This window comes from Gemmatimonadaceae bacterium, from assembly GCA_020846935.1.
Taxonomy (GTDB): Bacteria; Gemmatimonadota; Gemmatimonadetes; order Gemmatimonadales; family Gemmatimonadaceae; genus RBC101.
Genome location: JADLCY010000001.1, coordinates 244,947 through 269,583 on the forward strand (window position 1 = coordinate 244,947; position 24,637 = coordinate 269,583).

14 protein-coding genes are annotated in these 24,637 nt (G+C 69.1%); 1 reads left to right on the top strand and 13 read right to left on the bottom strand.

Annotated elements, in window-relative coordinates:
• Positions 1 to 77 precede the first annotated feature (77 nt).
• From IT361_01135 to IT361_01175, 9 genes are all read right to left on the bottom strand, one after another.
• Positions 78 to 1,031, bottom strand: coding sequence for an NAD-dependent epimerase/dehydratase family protein (locus tag IT361_01135; protein ID MCC6316263.1), 954 nt, complete (start codon positions 1,029 to 1,031; stop codon positions 78 to 80).
• Positions 1,028 to 3,091 carry a hypothetical protein gene (locus tag IT361_01140; protein MCC6316264.1) on the bottom strand — a complete coding sequence of 688 codons (2,064 nt, stop codon included), beginning with the start codon at positions 3,089 to 3,091 and terminating at the stop codon, positions 1,028 to 1,030. Before IT361_01140 ends, IT361_01135 begins: the two co-directional genes overlap by 4 nt.
• Positions 3,088 to 4,761, bottom strand: a complete 1,674-nt coding sequence (locus IT361_01145) for a hypothetical protein (protein ID MCC6316265.1) — start codon at positions 4,759 to 4,761, stop codon at positions 3,088 to 3,090. The genes IT361_01140 and IT361_01145 overlap by 4 nt, the downstream gene beginning before the upstream one ends.
• A gap of 13 nt (positions 4,762 to 4,774) precedes the next feature.
• Positions 4,775 to 6,241 carry a glycosyltransferase family 39 protein gene (locus IT361_01150; GenBank protein MCC6316266.1) on the bottom strand — a complete coding sequence of 489 codons (1,467 nt, stop codon included), beginning with the start codon at positions 6,239 to 6,241 and terminating at the stop codon, positions 4,775 to 4,777.
• Positions 6,238 to 7,902, bottom strand: coding sequence for a flippase-like domain-containing protein (locus IT361_01155; protein ID MCC6316267.1), 1,665 nt, complete (start codon positions 7,900 to 7,902; stop codon positions 6,238 to 6,240). Before IT361_01155 ends, IT361_01150 begins: the two co-directional genes overlap by 4 nt.
• Positions 7,899 to 9,956, bottom strand: a complete 2,058-nt coding sequence (locus IT361_01160; protein ID MCC6316268.1) for a hypothetical protein — start codon at positions 9,954 to 9,956, stop codon at positions 7,899 to 7,901. Before IT361_01160 ends, IT361_01155 begins: the two co-directional genes overlap by 4 nt.
• Positions 9,953 to 11,638 carry a glycosyltransferase family 39 protein gene (locus IT361_01165; GenBank protein ID MCC6316269.1) on the bottom strand — a complete coding sequence of 562 codons (1,686 nt, stop codon included), beginning with the start codon at positions 11,636 to 11,638 and terminating at the stop codon, positions 9,953 to 9,955. The genes IT361_01160 and IT361_01165 overlap by 4 nt, the downstream gene beginning before the upstream one ends.
• A 403-nt stretch (positions 11,639 to 12,041) precedes the next feature.
• Positions 12,042 to 13,850 (bottom strand): sulfatase, encoded by a 1,809-nt coding sequence (locus IT361_01170; protein MCC6316270.1) that lies wholly within the window; start codon positions 13,848 to 13,850, stop codon positions 12,042 to 12,044.
• Between the two features lie 116 nt (positions 13,851 to 13,966).
• Positions 13,967 to 16,702 (bottom strand): Ig-like domain-containing protein, encoded by a 2,736-nt coding sequence (locus IT361_01175; protein ID MCC6316271.1) that lies wholly within the window; start codon positions 16,700 to 16,702, stop codon positions 13,967 to 13,969.
• A gap of 402 nt (positions 16,703 to 17,104) precedes the next feature.
• On the opposite strand from IT361_01175, the gene IT361_01180 reads away from it, so the two are divergent.
• Positions 17,105 to 18,970 (top strand): hypothetical protein, encoded by a 1,866-nt coding sequence (locus tag IT361_01180; GenBank protein MCC6316272.1) that lies wholly within the window; start codon positions 17,105 to 17,107, stop codon positions 18,968 to 18,970.
• Here the strand turns inward: IT361_01180 and IT361_01185 are convergent.
• The 4 genes from IT361_01185 to IT361_01200 are packed head-to-tail and all read right to left on the bottom strand — an operon-like array spanning position 18,967 to position 24,608.
• The gene (locus IT361_01185) at positions 18,967 to 20,724 is read right to left on the bottom strand and encodes a sulfatase (GenBank protein ID MCC6316273.1); all 1,758 of its coding nucleotides are present in this window, start codon (positions 20,722 to 20,724) and stop codon (positions 18,967 to 18,969) included. The genes IT361_01180 and IT361_01185 overlap by 4 nt on opposite strands.
• A complete protein-coding gene (locus tag IT361_01190; protein ID MCC6316274.1) occupies positions 20,724 to 22,523 on the bottom strand; it encodes a sulfatase in 1,800 nt (599 codons plus the stop codon). Before IT361_01190 ends, IT361_01185 begins: the two co-directional genes overlap by 1 nt.
• A gap of 14 nt (positions 22,524 to 22,537) precedes the next feature.
• Positions 22,538 to 24,349, bottom strand: a complete 1,812-nt coding sequence (locus IT361_01195; protein MCC6316275.1) for a sulfatase — start codon at positions 24,347 to 24,349, stop codon at positions 22,538 to 22,540.
• A 7-nt stretch (positions 24,350 to 24,356) separates the two neighbouring features.
• Positions 24,357 to 24,608, bottom strand: coding sequence for an acyl carrier protein (locus IT361_01200; protein MCC6316276.1), 252 nt, complete (start codon positions 24,606 to 24,608; stop codon positions 24,357 to 24,359).
• Between the last annotated feature and the right edge of the window lie 29 nt (positions 24,609 to 24,637).

Here is a 24,637-nt window from a genome sequence, read left to right on the forward strand (position 1 = left end):
GAGCCCTTGGCCATCGCCGGTTGTCATCGCGACCACTCCAGCTTGCGCCTGCTCCGCCCGGTGAAGCACCACTCTCTCTACTGCGCCGGTCGCGACCCACTTTGCGCATCTCGCACCGCGCGCTGCACGATTTCGCGCAGATCGCCAGGGAGCGGCGCCCCGAGCAGGCGCGTCATTCGCTCGACAGACACGCCGGCCGGCCACATCTCCTCGGCGCGCGTGGGGAGCATGCCGAAGCCGAGCAATGACTCCGGGAGCCCCACCTGCCGCGCGACCTCGCGAATGAAGGTCTGCACGGTGTACAGGCGACCGCTCCCCACGTTCACCACGTCGCCGGGGTCGAAGGCGGCGTCGGCCAGGCGTGCGAGCGCATTGGCAACATCGCCCACGAACGCAAAGTCCCGCGGCTGGCGTCCGTCGGTGAGTGGGAGCAGCACACCGGCGCGCGCAGCTGCGCCAATTGCGGGAAACAGGCGCCCCTCGTGCTCGCCCTCACCAAACACGGTGAACAGGCGCGCCGTGATCGCGCGAGTGCCTCGGGTGCGTGCGACGTCCGTGACGGCCTGCGTGCCGGCGAGCTTGGTGCGGCCGTAGGCCGTCGTGGGGAGACACGGGCCCGCCTCGTCGAGCACTCCGGTCCACGTGCCGTACTCCAGCGCCGACCCCACGTGAACCAGAGCGGCGGCCGGCCACGCGCTCGCCGGCGCGCAGGACTCAGCGAGCTCGCGCACCAGGCCGTGGTTCATTCGCTCGGCGAGCTCTTCGTCGCGCTCCGTGTGGTCCACACCGTATCCGGCGAGGTTGAACACTACCGATGGGGTGTAGGCGCGAATGAGTCCCGCGGCTGATCCAGCGACCGCGAGGTCTGCCTCCACGAGTGGAACGGACACGCTCCGTCGATGCAGGGCATCGCGCGCCACCGCCGCATCGCGCACCACACCGATGACGGATGCGCCTCGCGCATGCAGCGCATGCACCACTCGGCGGCCAATGAATCCGCCGGCGCCGAAGACGAGAGCGCGCTCGCTCACGGTGCGGCGAACGCCCTCGCCTGTGCAGCGGAGAGCGGTCCCGCGATCACTCGAAACCCGTCGCCGGTGCGCGTCGGCCCGTCGATGAACCACACCGGTCGGTCCGCGTAGGCCTCCAGCGCCTGCACCCTCGCCTCCGGTGTCACGTCCCACGCGTAGAGCGGCGCCGCAGCGTTCAGATCGATCGGGTTGTAGATCACCGCCGACGCAAAGTCGGGGTGACGGCGGCCACGGATGAACACGAGACTGCGACCGAAGTGCTGCGCGGTCGCGAGTTCGCGAATGTCAGGGCGCATGTTCCGGTAGTGGTGATACTTGTCCACCGCCCGCCACGGGAAGAACGTCACGAGGGCCGCGAGCGACAGCGCAAGGCCGACCATCACGACGCGGCCACGCACCGACGCACCCGGCGGCTCCGCAGTGACCGCCAGTCGGTCGCCCAGCTCAACGAGCCCGCGCGCCACAAGGGCCACGCACGAGACGATGATCAGGAACCAGTAGCGCGCGCCAAAATCAGGGCCGCCGCTGAACCAGTAGAACGAATGAATGCCGGCGATCACGCCGATGACGGTGAGGTGCCACCGGTCCTCGCGACGGAGGCGACGCAGGCACACGAGTAGCAAGATCGCGACAAGCGACCCGGTCGCCCATCCCAGCAACTCGACGTTGGTCACCGTCACGTTGAGATTGGCGTTGACCACCACGTCGATGGGGCCGTGCCCCGGGAACGGGTCGAGTCCCGACCACCCGAGTCCGCGATTGGCGCCAAAACCGAGGTCGTTGCTCCCTTTGGCGTAATACTTGTCGATGTACGCCATGATGGGGAAATAAGACGGATCGCCGGTGAGATAGCGGTTGTAGGGCCGCACGACCGCACCACCGAGCGCCGCGCCCGCAGCGAGCAGCGCCGACGGCACGAACACCAGGGGCCGCGCGAGGCTCGCCCACCAGCGTGGGGGAAGCGACCACAACCCGAGCAGCAATGCCGTGGCCAGGCCCTCGAGCGGGCGTACGAGACTGGCGCCGCCGATGGCAATGCCCCCGAACACGGCGGCACCCATGGTGGAACCGCGCACATGCCCCAGCGTCGACCGATCGCCGCGCACGCGAGCGACGGCGAGCGCACCGAGCAGCGCGAAGCAGAGCGTGAGCTGATGGGTCATGAAGTTCATCGCCATGAACACGAACCACGGCGAGACGGCGAGGAACAGCGTCGCGAGCCGGGCGACGCGCCGCTCGTGCACCTGCGAGAGCAGTCGGTGCGCGAGAAGGATATTGACGGCGCCGAGCACGGGGTTGACGAGCCACGGCACGCCGAGCCACGCACCGATCGCCAGCACGAAGGGCCAGCCCGGCGGCACCGGCGAGAACCAGCGCGTCGCGTCGTAGTACATCAGGTCGATGTTGAACGCGAGCGGAGCCGGCGGGAGCGGCATGGTGAGGTGGCCCGCGGCGAGGTACCGCGCCTGCAGCAGGTACACGACCTCGTCCGGCACATGCGGATGCCGCTCGTACGACCAGTACGCGAGGGCCGCGCTGGCCACCAGCACCCAGAGGGCGCAGGTCAGCGCCAGAGGATCCACTCCCCGCGTCGCCCCAGCGGTACCTGGCTTGCCGAACCAACGCTCGGCGCGCGCGTCGGCCGCCGCACCGCTGATCGCACGTGCGAGCACGATCACGTTGCCGATCGCCACGAGCTGCACCAGCGTTGCGACCACGAGTTCCGCAGCGTAGAGACCCGGCGCCTTTGACGCGGTGGCGCTGGTGATCGCGAAAGCGCCGATCAGCGCGACGCGGGCCACGGGCGAAAGGGCGGTCGTCATCCAGCGCGACAGCACCGGCCACAGCGGCCCAAGGGCGCGGGCGACGAGCAACGCCTGCACCAAGAGCACGCCAGTGGCGACCCACGACGTCGCCGAGCCCCAGGTGAGCCGGTAGTGCTGGTACGACACCCGCGTTCCCGCCTCGATGAGCGCGAGTGCGGCCGCTTGCCCAACGATGAGCAGCAGCAGCCAGCCCAAAACCCCCGGGAAGGATCGACGCGCAGCCGATGTGCTCATCGCACACCGTCAGCGTAGACGGTGATCACGCCGGCGTGCGGCATCGTGACGCGGAGCGGTGTCCCATCCACCGCCACCACGTCGGGGAGATTCTGGTTGTACGGGCCGGCGTGTGTGCCGTAGTTCAACTTGTAACGGCCCGCCGAGATGCCGCGAAGGGTGAAGGTCGTGGGGCCGGGCACCTGCACCACGATCACGAGGCGCCCCGCGCGGTCGCGGAAGGCGAGCGGACGCACTGCCTCCTCGCTGCTCGTGGCCCCGATCCGCGTGGCACCGGGCCGCACGTAGTAGAACACCTGCCGGAGCAATCGGGCGTCGCGAGTGAAGTTGATGCGCGGTTTGGCGGGATCGCGCTGGTTGATCTGGTAGTACACGCCATCACCGTCGGGATTGTCGCGCATCCCACAGTACCCAAGAGCAAAGCGCTCCCACGCGACGGCATTGGCAATCGTGAGGTCGTCGTAGAGACTTTCGAAACCGCTGGGGATGTGCTCGAGCATGGCGGGCGCCGCGCCGTCCCTTCGCGCGCGCACGAGAATCTCGCGCAGGGTCGCTCGCGATACCCCGGTGTAACGGTGATAGGCCACCTCGGAGATGAGGCCGCGCGCTCCCGGCACGCGCATCATGGCGTCGTAGTACAACGGCGCATTGGACGCCTTCGTGGTCGACGGACCGATGAATGCCGGACGGTAGCCGCCTGCCCTCAGCCGGCGCGCGACCGCCACCAGCGCGCGTCCCATGTCTTCGCCCGTGTAGGGCGTGTGCTCGGGTTCGAGGTTCAGTTCCACCGCGTCAGGCACCCAGCCCTCGCGCGAGTGCATGTGATCGAAGATCGCACGAATCAGCTCCGCGTACTCTTCGGGATCCTTCATCGTCGGGAACCGCTTGGACGCGTCGCCGAGGTAGAAATCGACGTAGTTCAGGTTCACCGAAAGCGTCTCGCCGCGGGCCAGCATGGCGTTGCGGATCGGCGTCACCACCTCGTCCATGTGGTGATCGAAGAAGCCCCAGGTGAATCCGGCGGGATTCACGACGAACGGGTCGTCGTTGTCGTTGGCCGCGACGAACCAGGTGCGTCGCCACAGGGGATAGTTCAGCCGTCCCGCGCGATAATCGAGGAAGGTGTCGTCGGGGCGTTCGGTGCCCGAACGCGCGGTCGTGCGCAACCGCGTGATCCCCAACTCGTCGATCGAGCGCGCGATAAGCTCCTGCTTGTAGTTGGCGTACGCCGTCGGGTTGCAATCGAGTTCCCCGAGCTGTCCCGACGCCTCCCAGGCACGGATCACCTGGTGCTCGACGCGCGGGAACACGTCGACGATGGGCGCGCCGCCGGTGGGCGCAGGCACCACGCGCACGCGAGTCCGCACGGTCGCGCGATCAACCCTGGCCACGACCTCGGCTTCACCCAACGCGCGCGCCTCGACGCGCCCGCGCGCGTCCACCGTAGCGACGGCCTCGGCGCCAGAGGTCCACGTGGGCGACGCGTCCGTGATCACCGTCCCGGCGGAGTCATGAAACGTGTGCGTGAGCGTAACGGCGTCGCCCACCTGGAGGACGACCGCGCCATGGGACTCCATGCCGAAGGTCGCCGGGCCGGGAGGAGCCGGGCGGTCGGCGGCAGGGGCACACGCGAGCACGAAGCCCGCAACACAACACAAGCGACGCATCATCGAAGGGGTTGGCTCACCGGCTGTCTTCGAGTGCCCAGATCGCCGAGCGATCGAAGGGGACCACCTCGCGCAACCGCGTCGGGTCGACACCGCGCAGTCGGCGCGACTCCACGACCGATCGCGCGGTCTCGTCGTTGTCGAACGACGGAATGATGAACAATCGCCCAGGCACTGAATCGCCGTTGACGACGAACCGCGCGCGCACCCCGCGCTCCCGCAGGTAGAAGTCCACCGGGCCCTGCGCGCGGAACTGCGCCGCGATCAGGTCATCAGGTCGGAGCCTGACCGCCAGCCAGTCCGCTACGGCCGCTCCGTCGGGAAAGAGCCCGGTCTCGGTGAGCTGCCGCGGGGCCTGCCTCATCACCTGCATCGCGCCGGCACCGAGCGCAATGAACAGCGCCGTGAGCCCGGCCACCGTGGCGGCGCGCCCCACGCGCAGCCGGGCGAGCGCGGCGTCGATCGCTGCACCGGCCGTTACGGCAAACACCGGCACCAGGAACACCCACACCCGAAAGAATGGCGGCCGGCGCATGACGAGCAGCAGGGCCACCGCCCACGCGAGCATGGCGAGCGACACCGGCCATCGATCTCGTGAGAGGCGACGATGCAGCACCCAACCCGCGACCAGGGCAACGGGCGCCACCAGTTGCAGAACCACCGGCCAGCCTGCGCCCAGGTATCCGGCGATGTCACCCACGAACACACCGAGCGCGCGCAGGAACGATTCCCAGCTCATCGGCCGGACGTAGTCGTTCGACACCACCGATCGCCAGCCGCTCACGCGGATCGCCGGCGCGTAGGACACGAGGGACATGGCGCCGGAGGCCACGCACGCAAGTGCCAGCGACCGCCACCCGGCCATGCGCTCGGCCCTGTTTCGATGCGCGATCTCGAGTGCGGCCCAGACCACCATCCCGCCGACAGGATAGAGCATCGACGGATTCACGAACGCCCCCGCGGCCGCGGCGACGGCAAAGAGCCCCCACGACCGCACACTGCTCACCTCGAGTGCAGTGCGCAGTGCGAGGAGCGCGAGCAGCATCGCCACCGCGATCAGCGAATAGCCGCGCGCGTTGGTCGCGTAGAGCACCATCGGCGCGCTCACCGCGACGATGGCGGCGCCGATCACGCCTGCTCTCGCGTTGTAGAACGCCCGGCCCACCGCCCACGTGAGAGGGAGCACGAGGCACGCCGCCAGAAAGGCGGGCGCGCGCACGGCGATGGGGTCGAGGCCCAGCACGCCAACCGAGCCCTTCACCAGGAGCGAGTGCAGGATGTGGTTGTTCGGGATGACGGTGTCGACGAGTATGTGTCGCACCGGTGTGAGGGCGAAGAGCACGACGGTGTCGGCTTCGTCCTGCCGCATTGGTTGCGTGAGAAAAGCCGCGCGCACGGCGATGCCCACCAGACACACGGCCGCAAGCCACCAGACGGTCGCGACTTCGCCGTCACGCGTCGCCACCGCCGCACGCTGCGTCATGCCTCCACCCCGACGTGCCCGGCGCTCGCAGCCTGCGTCGCAGTGGTCGCCGCACGGGGCTTTCGCAACACGGCCATGTAGTGCGCCGAATACGCTCGGGTCGGGCCGCGCTCCAGCATGCGCTCAACGCCAACCGCCGGCGCCAACAGGAACTTCGGCGTGAAGTCCGGGAGGAACGTGAAATAGCGCACCGTGTCGAGCGTGAGCCCGTCAACACGCTCCCACGTACGCGGGTCGATCCACCATTCCGTGCCTTCGTCGATGCTCTTCAGGATGGGAAAGAGATAGCCCATGTAGAACCGGAAGAGCGGATTCCTGGGATTGCTCTCGTGCACGAGGAGCACGCCGCCGTGTCGAAGGACGCGCGCGATCTCGGCAATGGCCACGCGCTGTGCGTCCCGCCCCGGGAGATGATGCAACACACCAATGGTGTAGACGAAGTCGAGGCTGCCGTCCGCAAAGGGCAGTTCGAGCGCGGAGCCCGCGAGCACCGGCGAAGGCCCGAGCCGTTGCTGACCCACGGCGAGCAAGCCCACGGAGGGATCGAGCCCGATCACTTCGTACCCGCGCTTCCGTAGCTCAGCGGTCTGCAGGCCGAGTCCACATCCGAGGTCGAGCCCGCGGCCGGCTGCGGCCGGCGGTGAGGGGAGCGCCTCGGCCATGAAACCCAGTTTGCGATCGAGCAGCAGATCCCACACGTGCGGCGACCACTGCGCGTTGTACTGCTCGGCGATCTGATCGAAGTGGGCGGCGCCCTCGGCCGGCCCCCGCGCGCCCCGTGACGCGTCACGCAGCTCGCGCCACAGGAACACCGCGCCCAGCGCGAGCGCGGCACCGGTACTCGTCAGGCGGACCAGGGACACGATGAGCACGGCCCCCGCGGGCTCGAAGCCGGAGCGACCGAGTTCGAGAATCGCAACGCTCCCGGTGGCGCCCACACCGGCCGGGAGCAGGGTGAGGGCGCCAAGCAGCGTCGAGGTGCCAAACACGCGAACGCCATCGAGCAACGGCAGGCTGGCGCCAAGGGCGGACGCCGCGATCGGGAACAGCAGACCTGCGGCGCTCCACGCGATGAGTGACAGCGCCAGCGACGGTGCGAGTGTGCCTGCGGCCCCAAGGCGACGCATCGCTTCTGCCGTGAGCCCGATGCGTCGCCCCACCGGCCACAGCACCATCGCCGCCACGAAGGCCAGCGCGGTGAACGCGGCCCCGACCTGCCAGGCGCGCCCACCGGCACCGGCGATCCCGACGACGAGCGTGAGCAGCGCGAGGGCCGCGACATCGTACAACCGTTCGAGCACGAGCACGGCGAGCGAAACGCGCATCGGCACGCCAAAGCGACGCTTGATGAACACGCCACGGATCGCCTCGCCCAGGTATGCGGGCGTGGCCGTCCCCGGGAGGCCGGCGATGTAGGTGCCGAGCGTGGTACGGATCGGCAACCGGACTCCAACGCGCCGCAGCAGGAACTGCCAGCGGATGAAGCGGGCGAAGAGCCAGACCATCGTCGCGCCGATCGCGAGCAGGACGTGTGACGGGTTGGCGGCGGCGAGCCCGCGGAGCAACGTGCCTCCGCCGGTGCTCCGTACCCACCAGAGCGCGAGGGCGGCACCGAGAGCCAGCGGCAAGCCCAGGAGGAACCCGCTCCGGGCGCGCGTCACGAGCCCCTCCGTACGCCGAGGCGCGCGAGGATCGGCGCCACGTCGACACCCCAGTCCTCGAGCGTGCGGGCCACGTCGATGATGCGGGGGCCGCCATCGAGGGCCACCGAGTGAAACAGGATGCCGCGCGGTACGGCGAGCCAGCGGCTGCCCGGTGGCGTGGCCGGTCGGCGGGCACGGTCGAGCGCCAGGCGCGCATCATCCCGCACGTAGATCGACGCACCAGCCGAGTCGCTGCCAACCAGACGCCAGCCCACGGGCGCCGGGGCGGACGTGGGCTGCACCACGTAGTTGGTCCCGGCTGTGGGTTCGCCGGCGTGCGCCGCGTAGTGGTTCCAGACGAGCGGCGATCCGCCATAGACGCCGGGCACGGCAGGATCCCAGTCGTAGGCAAACAGGCGGTCAAAGAGCGTGCTCGCGTGCAGGGCTGCTGGCGCGCTCTCCGCATAGCCGGGGATGCGCACCAGAGCCGCGGCACCCACCTCGCGACCGTCGCGGTGAACCATCGGTTGGCCCCAGGGCCACGCAAGCACGCAGGCAACCAGGCCTGACGCCACCCACGCGGGCCCCAGTCGGCGCGCCGCGCCAGCAGCCGACGCCGACCACACGCGCCAGGCCACGGCCATCGGCAGGACCATCGCCGGCACGAAATGATGGAGCGACACGTGGGCCTGCACGAAGAAGAACAGGAAGTAGGCGAGCGTGACCAGCGTGAGAGCGCGCGCGAGTCCATCCTGCGAACGCCACGCGAACAGCACCGCAAACGGCAGCAACCCGGCGGGCACCGCCACGTACACGAGTCGTGCCGGATCGGTGAACTGCAGGAAGGCAAAGTAGCGCAGGATGCCGACGAGGCCATACTCCCCACCCGGGGTCGGCGCACCTAACGCGACGAGAAGGCGCGCGGCGAGGGCCGTGCCAAGGATCGTCACCACGAGCAACCCGACGGTGCGCCACGCCCAGGGCCACGGCTGCGGGCGCTCCACAAGCACACGCGCCACGATCCAGAATCCCACCAGGATCAGCCCGCTCGGAAGTGAGAGGTACGTCAGCACCATGAAGAGCGCTCCCCACCCCCACGCGCCGGCCCACGTCGTGATGAACATCCCGACGCACGCGATCATGAGCAGCGTGTCCTGCGTTGCCGGCAGCGCGACGTCGGCGCTGTAGGGGCTGTACGTCGCGCTGAAGGCCATCGCCACCTGATAGGCTGCCAGGCTCGCGAGCAGACCCGCGGCCGGCCATGCGTCGTCGTGCGTCGCCGCCCGGCCGACCGACCCGAGGAGGCGCACGCCACACGCCAGCACCGGGAGGTACACCAGGAACGGCAGGCGTACCGCGTATTCGACTTCACCAAAGAGCCGGAGGAACCACGCGTCGGGGAATGCGTAGAGCATCGTCGTCATCCCGGGGAAACCGGCCACGGGACCGGCCGCCGACGGCCAGAACGGAAGCGGATGTCGCAGCAGGAGGCGCGAGGACTCGAACGCGTGTGCGCCGTCCCCGTTGAACGCATCCCAGAGCATCTTGGGGCCAAGGACGATGGCGCCGATGCCGAAGAGCACCATGAGGGACACCACGTCCCGCCGATCGGCCGCGCGTGCGAGCGGCCACGTCACGGTCCGTCGTGTGCTCAGGAGCAACGCGGCGCACACGGCCGTTAGCCCGAACAGGAAGCCTGCGTAGGCACGACCGCGCAACCACTCGCCAGGCAGGGCCTCCGCGATCGCACTCGTCAGGCTCACCGCCACCAGCGACAGGATGAACCCATGGAAAACCCACTCCGTGGCCGTCCGGCTTCGCCCGAACCACATGGCCAGCAGGAGCCCCGGGGCAAGACACAGCAGCGTTGCCGACAGCGCCACCAGCGGCACCACGCCGTGCACGAGCCCGAGTCGGCCCGCCGCCGCGAACTCGGCGCCGGGAAGCACCGACGTCGCGAGCGCGGCGGCGCGGGCGATTGCCCCGGGATCGATGAGTGCAGGCAGGGACGCGACACCGAGCACCGCCAGGAACGGCGCGAGCCGGGACCGACTGGCGACGCTCTCGCTCATCGACGGACGGCGGGCGGCGTGTACCGGTAGAGCAGCAGATCGTAGGTGCTGTCCGGCACCGCGAGCCACCGGCGCGCGGAATCCGGCTTGAAGTCGTCGAGCAGACGCAGGTCGGAGGGCGGCGAAATCGGCACGCGATCGAGCAGTTCCAGATGATCCCGCCGCTCCTGGAGCCGCGTCACCAGCATCGGGGCGCGCCGCGCATAGATGCCGGTGACCACGTATCGGGGAGCGGTGAGCGAGTCCAGTCCCTCGATCGTGGTCCGCTGCCACGAGGGATGCCCGCGACGCTGGAGGTAGAAGGCGAGCGCGGGCTCTCCGATGACGCTCACCGGCTCACCGGCCGGCACGTCCGCGCTGAGCCGATCGGCCGCCGCGACCAGCCCGGTGGTGGAACGCCAGGGATCCGACGGATCCGCGCGCCACACGCCAACGGCGCCGGCCGCAAGGACTGCCACCGCGCCCACCAGCAGGCCGCGCCACGGAGACGCGGCCCTCACCGGCACCGCGTGATCCTCGACCGCCGCACCGCCTAACGCGAACGTCGCGATCGTGAAGGGCAGGATCAGCCGGAAGTACGGGTGATATACCGGAGCCATGACGAACCACAACGCGAGCACCGACGCCAGGAGCCACGCCGGCAGCGTCATGCCCCGGCGCCAGGCCATGCCAAGACCAACGATCGCAAGCAGCAGCGCGGTCCCGGCCGACCCGACGATCATGGCCGCGATTGCGAGTGCCGGCACGAACCACCAGGCAAGGTCGCGCCCGGTGCGCCGCGCCACGAGCCACGCGGCCACGGCGCCCAGCGGCACCGATGCCCGACTCCATGCTCCCTCGAGATACGCCTGCTGCTCCACCTGCCGCCACAGGTTCCCGAACCAGTCGAGGCGCAACATGGTGGCAAAGTACGAAACCCAACCCGAACTCGACCCGGGCTGCGTCTGGATGAAAAGGGTCCAGGGCAGATAGCAGACGAACGCGACCACTGACATGACCAGCCAGATCCGGATGCGCTCGCGAAGCCACGACAGGCCCGCGCCCTGCATCTGCCACCGCGCGGCGATCACCATCGCGCCGACCACCAGCGCAAACCAGCCGTGGTACTTCGTGTTCCACGCGAGACCCACGCACACGCCGGCGAGAACCGCGGATGCGCGACTCCCGCGATCGATGGCCGCGATCACCGCACCGAGCGCGATCACGAACGTGAGTGCAAACGTCACGTCGGTGAGTGCGGTGCGTGACATCGCGACGTGAAATTCGCTGCCCGCAAGCCACCACGCGGCCGCCATGGCAGCGACCGGGCCGAACCAGCGCCGCGTGAGTACCCAGAGCACCGGGATGCTCACGGTCCCCATGACGAGATTCACGACGAACGGACTACGCTCAGGGGTGGCGCCAAGCAGATTGAACAGCGCCACCAGCGTGAAGTACACCGGCGGTGAGAACTTCTGCTGCTCCGGGAACAGGCGTGCCGGCTGCGACGCATCGGCGACGCCCAAACCGGAAAAGGCGTACACGCCCTCGTCGAAGTGCGTGAGGCCGGCGAGGTCGAGGTGCCAGCCACGGAGCGCCAGACCGGCCAATGTGGCCAGGGCCAGCAGCAGGACTTCAAGCGGCGTGATCGCCGCGGCGCCGCGAGGCGTCGGGGCGAACGGAGTCTGGGGTAGGCGGATCACCTGCGGGGTCGGACGCTGGAAGCCCCGGCGGCTGGCAGGGCGGAACTGTCGTTCATGGCTCGGCTCGATACGTGGACTCCACGCTCCCTCAGCACGATGCACGCCACCCCGGCGCTCGCGGCACGTGGAGGGCAGGCGGGCGTTGCTTGACCGTACCCACGCGCACCGGTCGGGGGGTCATGAGGGCATCGAGGCTCGGGCCAGCGCATGCAGATAGAAAGCGCGCATATCGTTCATGCTCAATGACTTGCGGATCACAAACCGGTCACATGATCGACGCGGCGCGCCCCGGGTCGGACACCGTGACTGGCGCTGCGTCGACCATGGCAACGGGCAGGGTTCTCGCGAGAGGGAAAGCATCACCGTCGTGATCGGTCCAGCTCGGCCGTGGGCGGTGAGCCGCCTACCGATGCACGGCGCGCCGATCTGCCTCCAGTGCCCTGAACAGCCGCTCGCGCATCCCCGGCATGCGAGCGAACCCGGAGTCCGACCCGACCAGATTGACGGCCTCACCAGGGTCCGTGGGGTAGCGGTACAGCTCCTCCATCATCTTCCGGCCACTCACGATGTAGTGCCATCCGCCCTCGGCGATCGACAGCATGCCGTTGTCGAGCGCGCGCACCGAGTCGTTGCGCGTCAGAAGATAGGACGACACGGAGGGGCTGGTCTCCCCGTTCCCGTCGATCCGCTGGCGCAGCGAGGTAGCGCCAAACGCCGCGGGCACCGGCTGCTTCGCCAGGTCGAGGATGGTGGCGCCGAGGTCGCGCAGGGAAACCTCCCCGTCGACACGGCGCCCGGCCGGGAGTGTCCCGTCGAACCGCAGGATCAACGGGACGTGCAACAGCGGCATGTAGATGCTGTTGAAGTGCCCCGTCATCCGGCGTTCACCGAAATGCTCGCCATGGTCGGCCGTGATCACGACGACCGTGTTCCTGAGGACGCCGCGCGCTTCGAGGTCGCGGAGCATGCGACCGAGGTGCGAGTCGAGGTAGGCGATCTCCGCATCGTAGGCCTTTCGCGGCGTCGCATTGGGATCGGTGACACCGAAGCGCGAGCGAAACGGCTCCTGCGGCAGGTACGGATCGTGGGCGTCGAAGAAGTTCAGGAAGGCAAACCACGGCCGTCCCGCCTCACGCGACGTCTGCCACTCGAGGAACCGCTTGACGATGAACTCCGCGTGGTTGGGTGCCGGCTGCGGACGTGGCACCTCCTGCAGATGCGCCGGGCGCAGTGCGCGCGACGCTTCGCGCAGCGACGTGCTCCGAAAGAGCATGTCCACCATGTCGGTGCGACCGAAGTGCGTGCTCTTGATGAGCTGCTCGAACGATCGCTGGTAGTCCACATACTGCTGGAACCCGCGCTGCAGCCCGGACTCCCACGAGGTGTACCACACGTTGCCGACAAAGCCGGCCGTCGCGAAACCCCGCGCGCCGAAGACCTCGGCCAGCGTGGAGTCGCGCGCGTCGAGTGGCGCCTTGTAGTCGGTGCTGAGGCTCGAGGGGTATCGACCCGTGAAGATGCTCGCGTGTGATGGCAGGGTCCACGGAGCCGTCGACATGGCGGCGTTGAACACCACGCCCTGAGCGGCGAAACGATCCAGCTCGGGTGAGGTCGGCTGGGCGTAGCCGTATAGCCCCAATTCGTCCGCACGAATCGTGTCCAGGATGACGAGCAGCACGTTAGGCGTTCCGGGCGGCGGCACTGTGGCGCTGAGGCCCGGCATGGTGCGTCGCGTGACGAAGGCCGCCGCGCCCAGCGCAATGGCGATGAGCATGCTGAAGAGCCATGCTCCGCGCACCACGACGGCGGCGCGGCTCGCGAGCTGGCGCGCGATCATCACGCCGACGCCCATGGACAGCACGAACGCCGCGATGCGCCCGATCGACGTGATGGGCATGAACGCGTCGAAGACTCCCAGCGTGGCGAAGGTCCCGGCGGCGAGCCATGTGGCACGCGTCGCGTCGAGCAAGCGCGCAACGGCAAGGACAGGAAGCGACGCCGCGGCAAAGAGCAGCACGTACGCGACCGGCGTCATCCAGAGGTAGTCGCGGCTGATGTTCGCGAAGTCTCCGGCGTAGTTGCGGATGAGGACGACCCGGATCACGAACGCCGCCGATGCGGCCATACCGGTCGCGACCGCGAGCGACAGCACGAGGCCGGCGTGCGACGTGGCGCCGGTGGCGGGCGAACTGGTCGAGCGCGCGTCAGGCATGTGAAGAACGGGTCCTCAATGACATCTGCGCACATCCTACCACCGCACGACCGTCCGGCAACAGCCCACCGCGGGACCGACCACACCACGATGTGGGCGCCGGTCCCCGATGCAGGCTACTTCGCGTAGATCGTGATGACTCCGTCGCCCGGGATCGAGGTCTGCACCGTGCCTCCGGCCGCGATCGTCTGGTCGGCAAGGTCCACGTTCCACTGCCCCGTCGGCGTGCTGTAGTTGATCGCGTACGTGCCGCCCGGGAGCCCGCGCACGCTGAACGCAGCGCCACGTTTCGCCTGCACCACCACCACGACTTTTCCGTTCGTGTTGCGGAACGCGAGCGGACGGAGGTCGGTGGAGTTGCCCGACGCAGCACCCAGCCGCACCGCGCCACGCCGCACGAACAGGAACAGTTGTCGGAACAGCCGCGAATGCTTCGTAATGTTCACGCGCGGATTGGCGGGGTCCGACTGATTGATCTGATAGTAGACGCCGTCGGCGTCGAAGTTGTCGCGCATCCCGCAGAACGCCGTGGAGAACTGCATCCACGCCGACACGCCCCCCACCGTGAGGTCCTCGTACAGATCATCGTATCCGCTGCCGATGTGCTCCAGCATGGACGTATTCACGTTGTCCCGCTGACGCCGCAGTCCAATCGCCGACAGTGCCGGGTAGGAGACGGCCACGTACCGATGGTACGCGAGTTCGCGCAGGAGGCGGGCTGTCCCTGGTACCTGGAGCATGCCGTCGTACCACACCGCCGCGTTGAACATCGAGGTAGTCGACGGGCCAATGAAGTCGGGCGTGAACCCATGTTGCCGGAGGCGACGCTCGACGGCGACGAGCGCGCGGCCCATGTCGGTGGCGTTGTACAGCGTGTGCTCGGGCTCGAGCAGCATCTCCACGGCATCCGGCACAAAGCCCCACTTTTTCTGCAGATGCTTGAACGCCATCGCGACCAGTTCGGCGAACTCCTCGGCCGACTTCATCTGGTTGAATGGCTTGCTCGTGCGATTCTGCAGGAAGTCGACGTAGGTCAGCGTCCAGTACAACGGCTCACCCCGCGCCTGCAGGCGCTGACGCAACGGCAGGACCGAGTGCGTGACGTTGTCGTCGATGAACGAGAAGAAGAACTTCGAACTGTCGGTGACCATCGGGTCGGCGTTGTCATTCACCGGCAGGAACCACGAGTCGCGATACGCGGTCTGGTCGATCTGCCCCGCCAGGAACTGCCGATGATGATCGGCCGTGTTCTCCATGCCCGAGCGCAAGGCGGTGGTCACCCGGTTGAGCCCAAGCTCGTTGACCGCGCGATCCATGAGCCCGGTCTTGTAGATCGGGTATGCCGTCTGGTTGCACTCCATCCATCCGTTCTGCGCGGCGGCTGACCACCCGGTGATCGTCTGATAGGTGATCGACGGGTTCACGTCGATGATGTTGCCGAGCGCCGTCCCGGTGACGGTGACGGTGGCCTGATCCACGTGGCCGCCCTGCGACATGGACACGTGCGCGGTTCCCGGCGCGAGACCGGTGACCAGCCCGCTCTGCGACACGGATGCGACGATGGGGTTGTCGGTGAGCCACAACGGCGTCTCCATCGACGTGGGGTTCCCCTGGGCGTCATAGGCCGTTCCCGTCAACTGAAAGGTCGCCCCCACGCCAACCGATGCGGTGGCCGGCGTCACGTCGACGCGGGCCACCGCCCCGCCACCGCCCGCCGTGACCGTGATCGCACTGGTCGCGCTCTTTCCGTTGGCCGACGCGGTGATCGTCGCGGTGCCGGGATTCACCGAGTTGAGCAGGCCGGTTGCCGTGACGGTGACAACCGTTGGGTTGCTGCTGACGAAGGTGTACGTCGCCCCGGGGACCGCGCGGCCGGCGGAGTCGTAGGCCACGGCCGTGAGCTGGTCCTGTCGCTTGGCTGGCATCGACACCTGCCCGGGCGAAAGGACGATGCGGACGACCGGGCCCGGCGCCTGGTTCGATGGCAGCACCGTCACGGCCGAGGTGGCCTGCTTTCCTTCGCTGGTCACCGTGATCGTCGCGGAGCCCTCGGCGACGGCGGTCACGAGGCCGCTGCCCGTCACCGTCGCCACCGTCGCGCTCGATGACGCGAACGTGAACGCCTTGCCGGCGAGGATCACGTCGTTCGCGTCGAGCGCGTTCGCGACAAGTGTCCCCGTTGCACCGGGCGCGAGCTGCATGGACGCGGGCGAGACGGTGACCCGGGCGACCGCACTGCTCGACGCGGGACGCACGGTGACCGAGACCGTCGCCGAGCGGCCCTCACTGCTCACCGTGATCGTCGCCGCACCGGCCGCCACGCCCGTCACGAGCCCGTCGGTCGACACGGTCGCGATGGCCGTCGCACTCGACGACCAGCTGAACGTGCGACCCGGTAACGTGTCCCCGGCCGCACCGAGCGCCACGGCCGCGAGCGGCGCCGACACGCCGACCGAAAGCGTCAGCGACGGCGGCGTCACGGCAATGCTGGCCACCTGCGGCCGAGTCACGGTTACGGTCGCCGTTCCCGAGCGGCCTTCGCTGCTCGCCGTGATCACCGCACTCCCGACCGAAACGCCCGTCACCGAGCCGGCGGTGGACACCGAGGCAACGTTGGGATCGCTCGTCGAGAAGCTCACCAGGCGACCGCTGAGCGCCGTCCCTGAGGGCCCATACGTCTTGGCCGTCAGTTGGCCCGACGCTCCCACCAGCACCGACAGCGTCGACGGATTCACGTCCACGCGCGCGACAGCTTCAGGCACCACAATGTTCGGCGACGCCGAGCCGTCGCCCCCGCAGCCGAGCGCGGCCAACAGCACCAGCAAGGGGGCGGGATATCGTGACAATCTCATCTGCAGATTCCTCAGTGCCTCTCAACGCCTCCGTGGGTCCGGAAGCCGGGTCCGAGCGTATCCCTGCCCCGTGTGCCCGTTCGCCGAGGACGACAGTCCCAAGTTGCCGTTCCCCTGACGAACGAGGCAAGCGGAATGGCGCCAACGCCACAGGGCCTCGCGCTCGGCGTGCGCCACGACACAATTGCGAGAACCCTGTGAAGCAGCGCACACTCCGCGCGTCCTGCGGCAGTCGACGGGCGGCGCCGATCAGGCGAGTTGGATCACCCGTCAGCTACCCCAAGGTTGCCGCAAGGATCGTGACTTCGACCCAACGATGACGACCAACGATCTCCCGATCCCTCGCACGTCACCGGTCCCCGTCAACGCTCGCGCCGGTCGAGCCGGCTTCTCGGTGGCCGCATGGCGGTCGTGAACGGGCCGCTCGCTCACCTCTGGGTAGCGCTCACCTGGGGGGTTGCGAGCGCGGTCTGCGTGGGGTGGGGCGCGGCGCTTGCGACCTGGTGGGGCGGTCGCATCACGACCTGGAGAGACGTCTCACTGGCATTCTGGATGGGCGCAGGTGCCGTCATTGCGACGTTGCAGCTTTGGCACTTCCTGTTGCCCGTCGACGGTCGGGCGTTGGCGCTGATCGTCGCGGGCGGCGCGCTGGGCTTGGCACTCCAGCACCGCGCTGTGTCCGGCGTGCTTGCGGCGGCAGACCGCCGGACGATTCTCGCTGGAGCGCTGGTGATCCTCTGGATTTCCAACCGTGCGCTCGGCGTCACGACGTTTTATGACACCGGCATGTACCACCAGCCGTTCGTGGCGTGGAGCAACGCGGGGCCGCTGGTTCCCGGGCTGGGCAACCTTCACGGTCGGCTGGCCTTCAACAGCAGTTCCCTGCTGCTCGCCTCGGCGTTCGATCTGGGACCGTTCGATGGGAGGGCGCCGCACCTTCTCAACGGCTGGCTGACGGCCGTCTTCGCCACGGAGGCGCTCGCGGCCTGGCGTTCGGCGCGTGGCGCCGGCGATCCGCGGCCGTTCGACCTGTTCACGCTGGCGGTGTTGCCGAGCGTCGCGTTTGGTGCGTTGACCCAGGACGTCCGCTCACTGAGTACCGACGCGACGGTGTGCCTCGTGCTCTTCGCCGGCACGCGCCTCGTGTTCGACGGCCTGGCGACGACGCCCACAACCCGCGGCGACCAGGGTCGCTGGATGGCGGCGGTGCTCCTGCTCTTCACCACCGCGGTCACGGTGAAACTCAGCGCGGCGGTGATGGCATTGGCGAGCGTGATGGTGGTGGCGTGGAGCCTGCGGTCGACCTCCTGGCCGCGGTGGTCCGAGGCGTTCCGTGGCGTTGTGGTGCCCGTGCTGCTGTTCGTCGGTTGGGTCGCGACGGGCATCGTCCTCAGCGGCTACCCGCTGTACCCAGCGAGCGTGCTCGGCGTCGACGTGCCATGGCGCGTCCCCGGCGAGCAGGTGTCCGCGGAAGCCGCGTGGATCGTGATGAGCGCACGCAACCTGAACAGCAACGTGATCTACCCGGGCGCCTCGTGGGTCGTGCCATGGCTCCGCGGCGTGATCGTGCGCGGCGACCTCTTCGTGCAGCTGCCGTTGCCGCTGCTGCTCACTGCCGCGGTGGCGCTCCGGGCACGCACCGCACCGCATCGCGTGGCGTGGGCGCCCACCTGGCGGCTGGCTTTCGCTCCGGCCGTCGCAGCGCTCGCGTTCTGGGTGGTTGCGGCTCCCCACACGCGCATGGCGCAGGGCATTGTCTGGGGCGTCGCGGCGATGGCGCTCGCGTGGTCGGCGCTCACATTTGCGGGCCGCCAGCGTGGCCCGGCTCGACTCATCACCGTGGTCGCCGTCGTGAGCTGCCTCCTCGGGGCGCGACAGGTGGCCGGGCTGTTCCTGCGTGCCGAACCGGGCCATCGGGTGCGCGCGGCGGTGGAGGGAGTCGTCACACTTCCGGCAAGCGGCGTGTGGATGGCGCCGCTGCCCGTACCTCGGCTCGCCGATACCACGCTGCCAAGCGGACTGCGCGTCGCGGTTCCGATCGACGACAACTCGTGCTGGAACACGCCCGGACCGTGCACTCCGCATCCCTCGGCCGGGCTCGCCCTGCGCTACCCGGACGCCGGCCCCCTCGCGGGCTTCATCTCGGCGGACGGACGTTGGGCGCCCCGGCGGTGGCCCAACCCGTGGACACCGTTCCTTGCCTGGTGGCGTTGCACGCGTGGTGGCGCCTCGGACGCCGCGTGCCTCGCGCGCACACCTCCAGCCTAACGCACGGCCGCCGCGATCGCCGCCCTGAGTCGGTCCAGGGGCGAGGCGGCCGCCACGTCACGCGACTCCCCACCATCCGTACGCCAGGCGTACACCTCCTCGCGCCCATCGCCATTCTTGATGTAGTGCAGCGAATCGGTCACGAGCGACGACATCGGGCCGCGGGTCACGGGCTCATTGGGAGCGGTGTTGATCCCCTGGCTCACCTGCGACACGACGGCGCTCCCCGCGGGCCAGGCACCGCCCGGCGTCGGAGGAAGCCAGGACGTTCCCGGAATCCCGTGAAATCCCTGCGGAGCACCCACCACGTCGAGCACGGTCGCGGGGAGATCCCGCAGCGTGACCGCCGCGGTGATGCGCTGGCCCGCGGGCACCCTGGCCGGATATCGGACGACCAGTGGCACGTGCAGCTCGGGGCGATACAGCGACACGCCGTGGCCATGGAGCCCATGTTCACCGAACAGTTCCCCGTGGTCCGATGACACGATCACCAGCGTGCGGTCCAGCACACCGCGTTGCCGCAGCTCGTCGAACATCGCGCCCAGCGTGCTGTCCATGTACGCGATGCCACCGTCATAGCGATCGAGCTCCGTCCCCTGCGGCGAAAAGCGCGTCCCCCACGAACCGGGCGGGTCGTAGGGAAGATGCGCATCGTAGAGGTTGAGGAACGCGAGGAAGGGCTGATTCCCGATGCCCGCCTGCCAGCGGAGAAAGCCCTGCGTGACATCCGGCGCCAGCGCGCGATCGCTCGACCACATCACCTGCGTACGCGGCACGAGCAGCGTGAGCGCCCGCAGTCGGCCACCGAGCGACGACGCATCGATGAGCTGACGGAGCACGCCGGTCTGCAGCAGGGTCGCGCTCAGCAACACTTGCTTGAACGTCCGCTTATAGTCTTCCCAGTGCTCGAAGCCACGCGAGAGCCCGCCTTCGTCGCTCACATAGAAGTGATTGGCGGCAAAGCCGGCGGTGCGGTACCCGCGCAGGGCGAGGGCCTCGGCCAGGGTTGGTGGCGTCGCGTCGAGGGGCGTTCGCCAGTCCGTCGAGAGCTGGCTCGGGTACCGACCGGTGAACATGCCGGCGTGCGACGGGAGCGTCCACGGCGCCGTGCTCCACGCCTGCTCGAAGACCGCGCCCTGGGCGCCTAACGCGGCCAGCGCCGGCGTCGTCGGACGCGGGTAGCCAAGGAACGACATCGACGCGGCTCGAACCGTGTCGAGGATGATCACGAGCACGTTCGGCGCACCTTCGGCAGCCGCCGGCAGCGACGCCACCTGGCGCCGCTCGGACCGGTGAGCCGACACATCGCGCCACGCCGCGACGGCGATGGCGCACGCACCGAGCACTGCCGCTGAGCGATAGACGGTTGAGCGCCGCCGCGCGGGATCGCGGCCGATCCACGCGGCCGCGCGCGCGCCGGCTCCCATCGCCACCAGGAGGCCCGCCAGCTGGTGAAGGCCCGGAATCAGCAGCGCGAGGCTGAACACGGCGGCCGTGCCGAACACGAACGCCGCCAGCCGCGCATCCCGACGGGGGAGCACCGCCTCGACAAGCAACACCGGCAGCGCGCCCGCCATGAAAACGAGCATGGTGCCCAGCGGCGTCATCCACACGTGGTCGCGACTCAACCAGATGAAGGCGTGCCCGATGCCCTGGCGCCACAGGCCAACAAGAGCCTGCACCACACCGGTACCAACGCCCGCTGCCGCGGCAATCGCGACCGTGTGCAGCACGTGCCGCGCGCGCGATGACATCAGCGACGCTCGACCGGTGGTGTCGCCACGCGACAGCGCGCGGTGTAGAACGGTGGCGTGCGAGGTTCGCGACTCGCAGCGCGCAACAACGAGTCGAGCTCCACGGAGGCCGCGCAACCTGTGGCCGTGGCGATCACGTCGCGCTCCTGCGCGTAGTCGTGCACGACGTCGAACAGCTGGTACGTCGAATCCCCGTTCCGGATGAACTGCAGCGAGTCCCGGACGATCGCCGCCATGGCGCCGCGTTCCGCCGGCTGGTGTTTGCGCGCCGACGGATCGAGCGCCTCCGTTTCCGTGATCACCGATCCCCGCCCGCCGGCAAGGAGCGATGTGCCGGGGATCCCGCCAGGCTCCACCTTCGTGACGGCCAGGATGGTTGCGGCGAGGTCGGTGAGACTCATGGGGTCGGAGACGCGCGTGCCCGCTGCCACCAACGCGGGATAGCGGATCACGAGTGGCACGTGGACCAACGGGAGGTACAGCGAGTTGCCGTGGTTCCCCAGGCCGTGCTCACCCCACTGCTCCCCGTGGTCTGCGGTGATGATCAGCAGCGTGTTGTCGAGCACGCCGCGCTGAGCCAGGGCTGCCGTGAGGCGGGCGAGCTGGTCGTCCATGTAGCGGATGCCGCCGTCATACAAGTCCTGCTTTGTCGGGTTGGTCGAGTAGAGCGTGCGGTAGTCGGGCGGCGGTTCGTACGGATCGTGTGCGTCGTAGAGGTTGAGGAACGCGAAGAATGGCTCGCGCTGCCCGACCTGCCACGCGAGGAAGTCGTCGATCACCTCCGATGAACGCCGCCGATCCTGCTGGGGCTCGACGCGCGACCGCAACTCGAACGCCTTGATCGTGGCCAGCAACCCGCGGGGCGATCGATCCTCCCACAGCAACCGGCTCAGGAGCGGCGTCTGCCCGATGGTCGTCGACCAGAGGACCTGCAGGCGCGAGCGTCGAAAGTCCCGCAGCACGTCGAAGCCTCGATCGATGCCCGACTCGTGGTGCGTGTAGTAGAGGTTGCCGACGAACGCACCCGTGGCCCAACCCGCGCGGCCGAGCACTTCGGCGACGGTTGGATACGTCGCATCCAGCGGGCGTCGCCAGGACGACGAGAGGTGCGAACCCGGACGCCCCGTGAACATCGACGCGTGCGATGGCAGCGTCCAGCTCGACGGCGAGATCGCCCACTCGTACACCGCGCCTTCGCGTCCGAGCCTCTCGAGGGTCGGCGTGGTCGCTCTCGCGTAGCCGTGCAGCGACGTGCTGGCCGCACGCACGGTGTCGAGAATCAGCACGACGACGTTGGGCGAGCCCTCAGCTGGCGTGCCCGCGGGCGTTCGCGTGGCCGATCGGCTGGTCATGAGGAACGCGACACTCGTTGCGACGACGCCGGCGACCGCAACGCGCGTGGTCCATCGCCGCCACCCATCGCCATGACTGGCCGCCGACAGGCCCGCGCGCACGGCCAGGCCTGCTGCGAGAATGAGCACGGCGAATGGGTGGAGCCGCTGGATCAGCAGGAGCACGCTCACCGCCGCGGGCAACACGACCAGAAACGTTCCCGGCGCCCTGGGTACGCGACCGCGGCGGACCAGGGCGACGACGACGAGCAACGCGGCCGGCGCGAGCAGCATCGCCACGTTGCCGAGCGGCGACATCCACGAGAGGTCGCGGCTGGACCACGTGAACTCGTGCGCCACGTGTCGGCGATACCAGGTGAACACCGTGTGCGCAAAACCGGCAACCCAGCCAGCGGCGACCGCAAGGACGGGCGGTTCCCACCAGGCCATCTCGCGTGGCGCGCTCACGGGCGGGCGCGACCCTAGCGGACCAGAGCGCGAGCCATCCGCGGCAGGAGCGCGCGGAATCGCCGGAGCTGCGTGCTGTCGCGCGACGCCAGGTTCTCCGATTCGCTGCGGTCCGAACGATACGCGAACAGTTCCTCCGCGCCCGTGGCGTCCACGATGTAGTGCAGGGAGTCGTCGGTGAGCGCGTGCATCGCGCCGAGCCGCGCCGGACCCTTCATCCAGAACAGCTGCGACTTCTCCACCTCGGACAGCGCGACGCGCGCCACGGTCGAGTCGCCGACTGGCGACGGCTGCAACCGGTCGGCGGTGGCGAACGAGCTGCCGCCGATGCCCGGCACCGATCCGAGGCCGGCAAGCTGTGCCAGCGTGGCGGCGAGGTCGCGCAACCCGACGACGCTCGACACGCGCTGTCCGGTCGGCAGGCCCGGCGCCCTGACGACCAGCGGCACGTGGATGAGCGGCATGTACAGCGCGTGTCCGTGGTTCGTCATGCCGTGCTCACCGAACATCTCCCCATGGTCCGACGTCACGACGATGATCGTGTTGTCCAGCAAACCACGTTGCGCGAGGGCCCTCGTGAGGCGGCCGAGTTCGCTGTCCATGTACGCCACGCCGCCCTCGTACAGGCCGAGCCGCTTTGGCGCCTGCGGGAACTTTGCGTCCCACGGCGCCGGCGGATCGTAGGGATCATGTGCGTCGAAAAGGTTCAGGAACGCGAAGAACGGCCGCGCGTCGCCCCGGTCCAGCCAGCCGAGGAACTCGTCATTCACCTGCGCGGCCAGTTTGCGATCGGTGAGCGGCTTGGGATCGCCGCGCAGCTTGAAGGATCGCAACGCCCGGGTGCGCTCCCGCCATGTGGAGCCCCGAAACAGGTCGCGCGCGATGCCGGTCTGCGACAGCGTCGACGACAGCAGCACCTGACGCACCGACACGCGGATTTCGTTGTAGCGCTCGAACCCGTAGCCGAGCCCCGACTCCCAGGACGTGTAGAACGGGTTTGCGACAAACGCTCCGGTGCGCCAACCACGGGCCCGGAACGCCTCGGCAATCGTCATCGGCTCGCCGCGGAGCGGCACGCCCCAGCGGCAACTGTGCTCGCCGGGCTGCAGGCCGGTGAACATCGAGCAGTGCGAGGGCAGCGTCCACGGCGACGGGGCCATGGCCCAGTCGAACGTCGTCGCCGTCGCGGCGAAGGCCTCGAGCTCGGGCGTCGTCGGTCGCTCGGCGCCATAGAGTCCGACGCTCGCGGCACGCACCGTGTCCCAGATGATCACGAGCACGTTGGGCGCGCCCTGCGGTGCGTCCTGCCGCGCGCCGGCGCTGAGCCGCCTGTCGCGGGTGAACCGCTCCGCGGCGCCCGCAGCCAGCATGATGCCCAGGACGCCAAGGCCCACCACGGTGGACCATCGTACCACACGCGCGCCCGACGCCGACCAGCGTCCAACCTGCACGCCAACGCCAACCGACAGCACCGCCACGGCGATCTCGTGAAGTCCACCGATCAGCAGCAGCACGGCAAGCGCGGTGAAACCCGCGAGCACGCCGTCGACGATTGCCTGCCCCCGCCCCCGGGCCACGGCGCGCGCCACCGCCCACGTCGCGATGGCCAGGCCGCAAAGGATCACGATGTTCGCGACCGGCGACATCCAGAGCATGTCGCGCGAGGCCCACGAGAACTCGCCCTTGAGGTACCGCGTGCGAACCAGCAACGCGACGTGAGCCGCACTCGCGAATCCGGCAAATGCCGCGGCCCGCGCGAGCGACGCGCCCAGCCGCGCGGCGCGCGGCGGGTTCGACAGCACCGGAGGTGCCTGGGCCTCGGTCACGACATCGTCACGCCGGGCGCTTCGATCGCACCAGGGCTGCGATCTGCGCGAGTGTGTTGAGATTGTCGGGGCCGGTCTCGTGCGCGCCGATCTCGATGTGGAAGTGCTGTTCGAGATAGATCGACAGCTGCACCGTCGCCAATGAGTCGAGAATGCCGCCGGTGATCAGCGGCGTCTCCTCGGTCAGCTGGGACGGGTCGGCCCCCGGCAGGAAGGAGTCGATGATGAAGGACTTGACGTTCTGCTCGATGGCGTCCATGGCGTGTGAGGAAAACGGAAGAGGCGGCG

Excerpts from the sequence above, each read along its gene's own strand:
- IT361_01140 (MCC6316264.1), bottom strand. The coding sequence starts at position 3,091 with ATGAGCACATCGGCTGCGCGTCGATCCTTCCCGGGGGTTTTGGGCTGG.
- IT361_01145 (MCC6316265.1), bottom strand. The coding sequence starts at position 4,761 with ATGATGCGTCGCTTGTGTTGTGTTGCGGGCTTCGTGCTCGCGTGTGCC.
- IT361_01150 (MCC6316266.1), bottom strand. The coding sequence starts at position 6,241 with ATGACGCAGCGTGCGGCGGTGGCGACGCGTGACGGCGAAGTCGCGACC.
- IT361_01160 (MCC6316268.1), bottom strand. The coding sequence starts at position 9,956 with ATGAGCGAGAGCGTCGCCAGTCGGTCCCGGCTCGCGCCGTTCCTGGCG.
- IT361_01170 (MCC6316270.1), bottom strand. The coding sequence starts at position 13,850 with ATGCCTGACGCGCGCTCGACCAGTTCGCCCGCCACCGGCGCCACGTCG.
- IT361_01175 (MCC6316271.1), bottom strand. The coding sequence starts at position 16,702 with ATGAGATTGTCACGATATCCCGCCCCCTTGCTGGTGCTGTTGGCCGCG.
- IT361_01180 (MCC6316272.1), top strand. The coding sequence starts at position 17,105 with ATGGCGGTCGTGAACGGGCCGCTCGCTCACCTCTGGGTAGCGCTCACC.
- IT361_01185 (MCC6316273.1), bottom strand. The coding sequence starts at position 20,724 with ATGTCATCGCGCGCGCGGCACGTGCTGCACACGGTCGCGATTGCCGCG.
- IT361_01200 (MCC6316276.1), bottom strand. The coding sequence starts at position 24,608 with ATGGACGCCATCGAGCAGAACGTCAAGTCCTTCATCATCGACTCCTTC.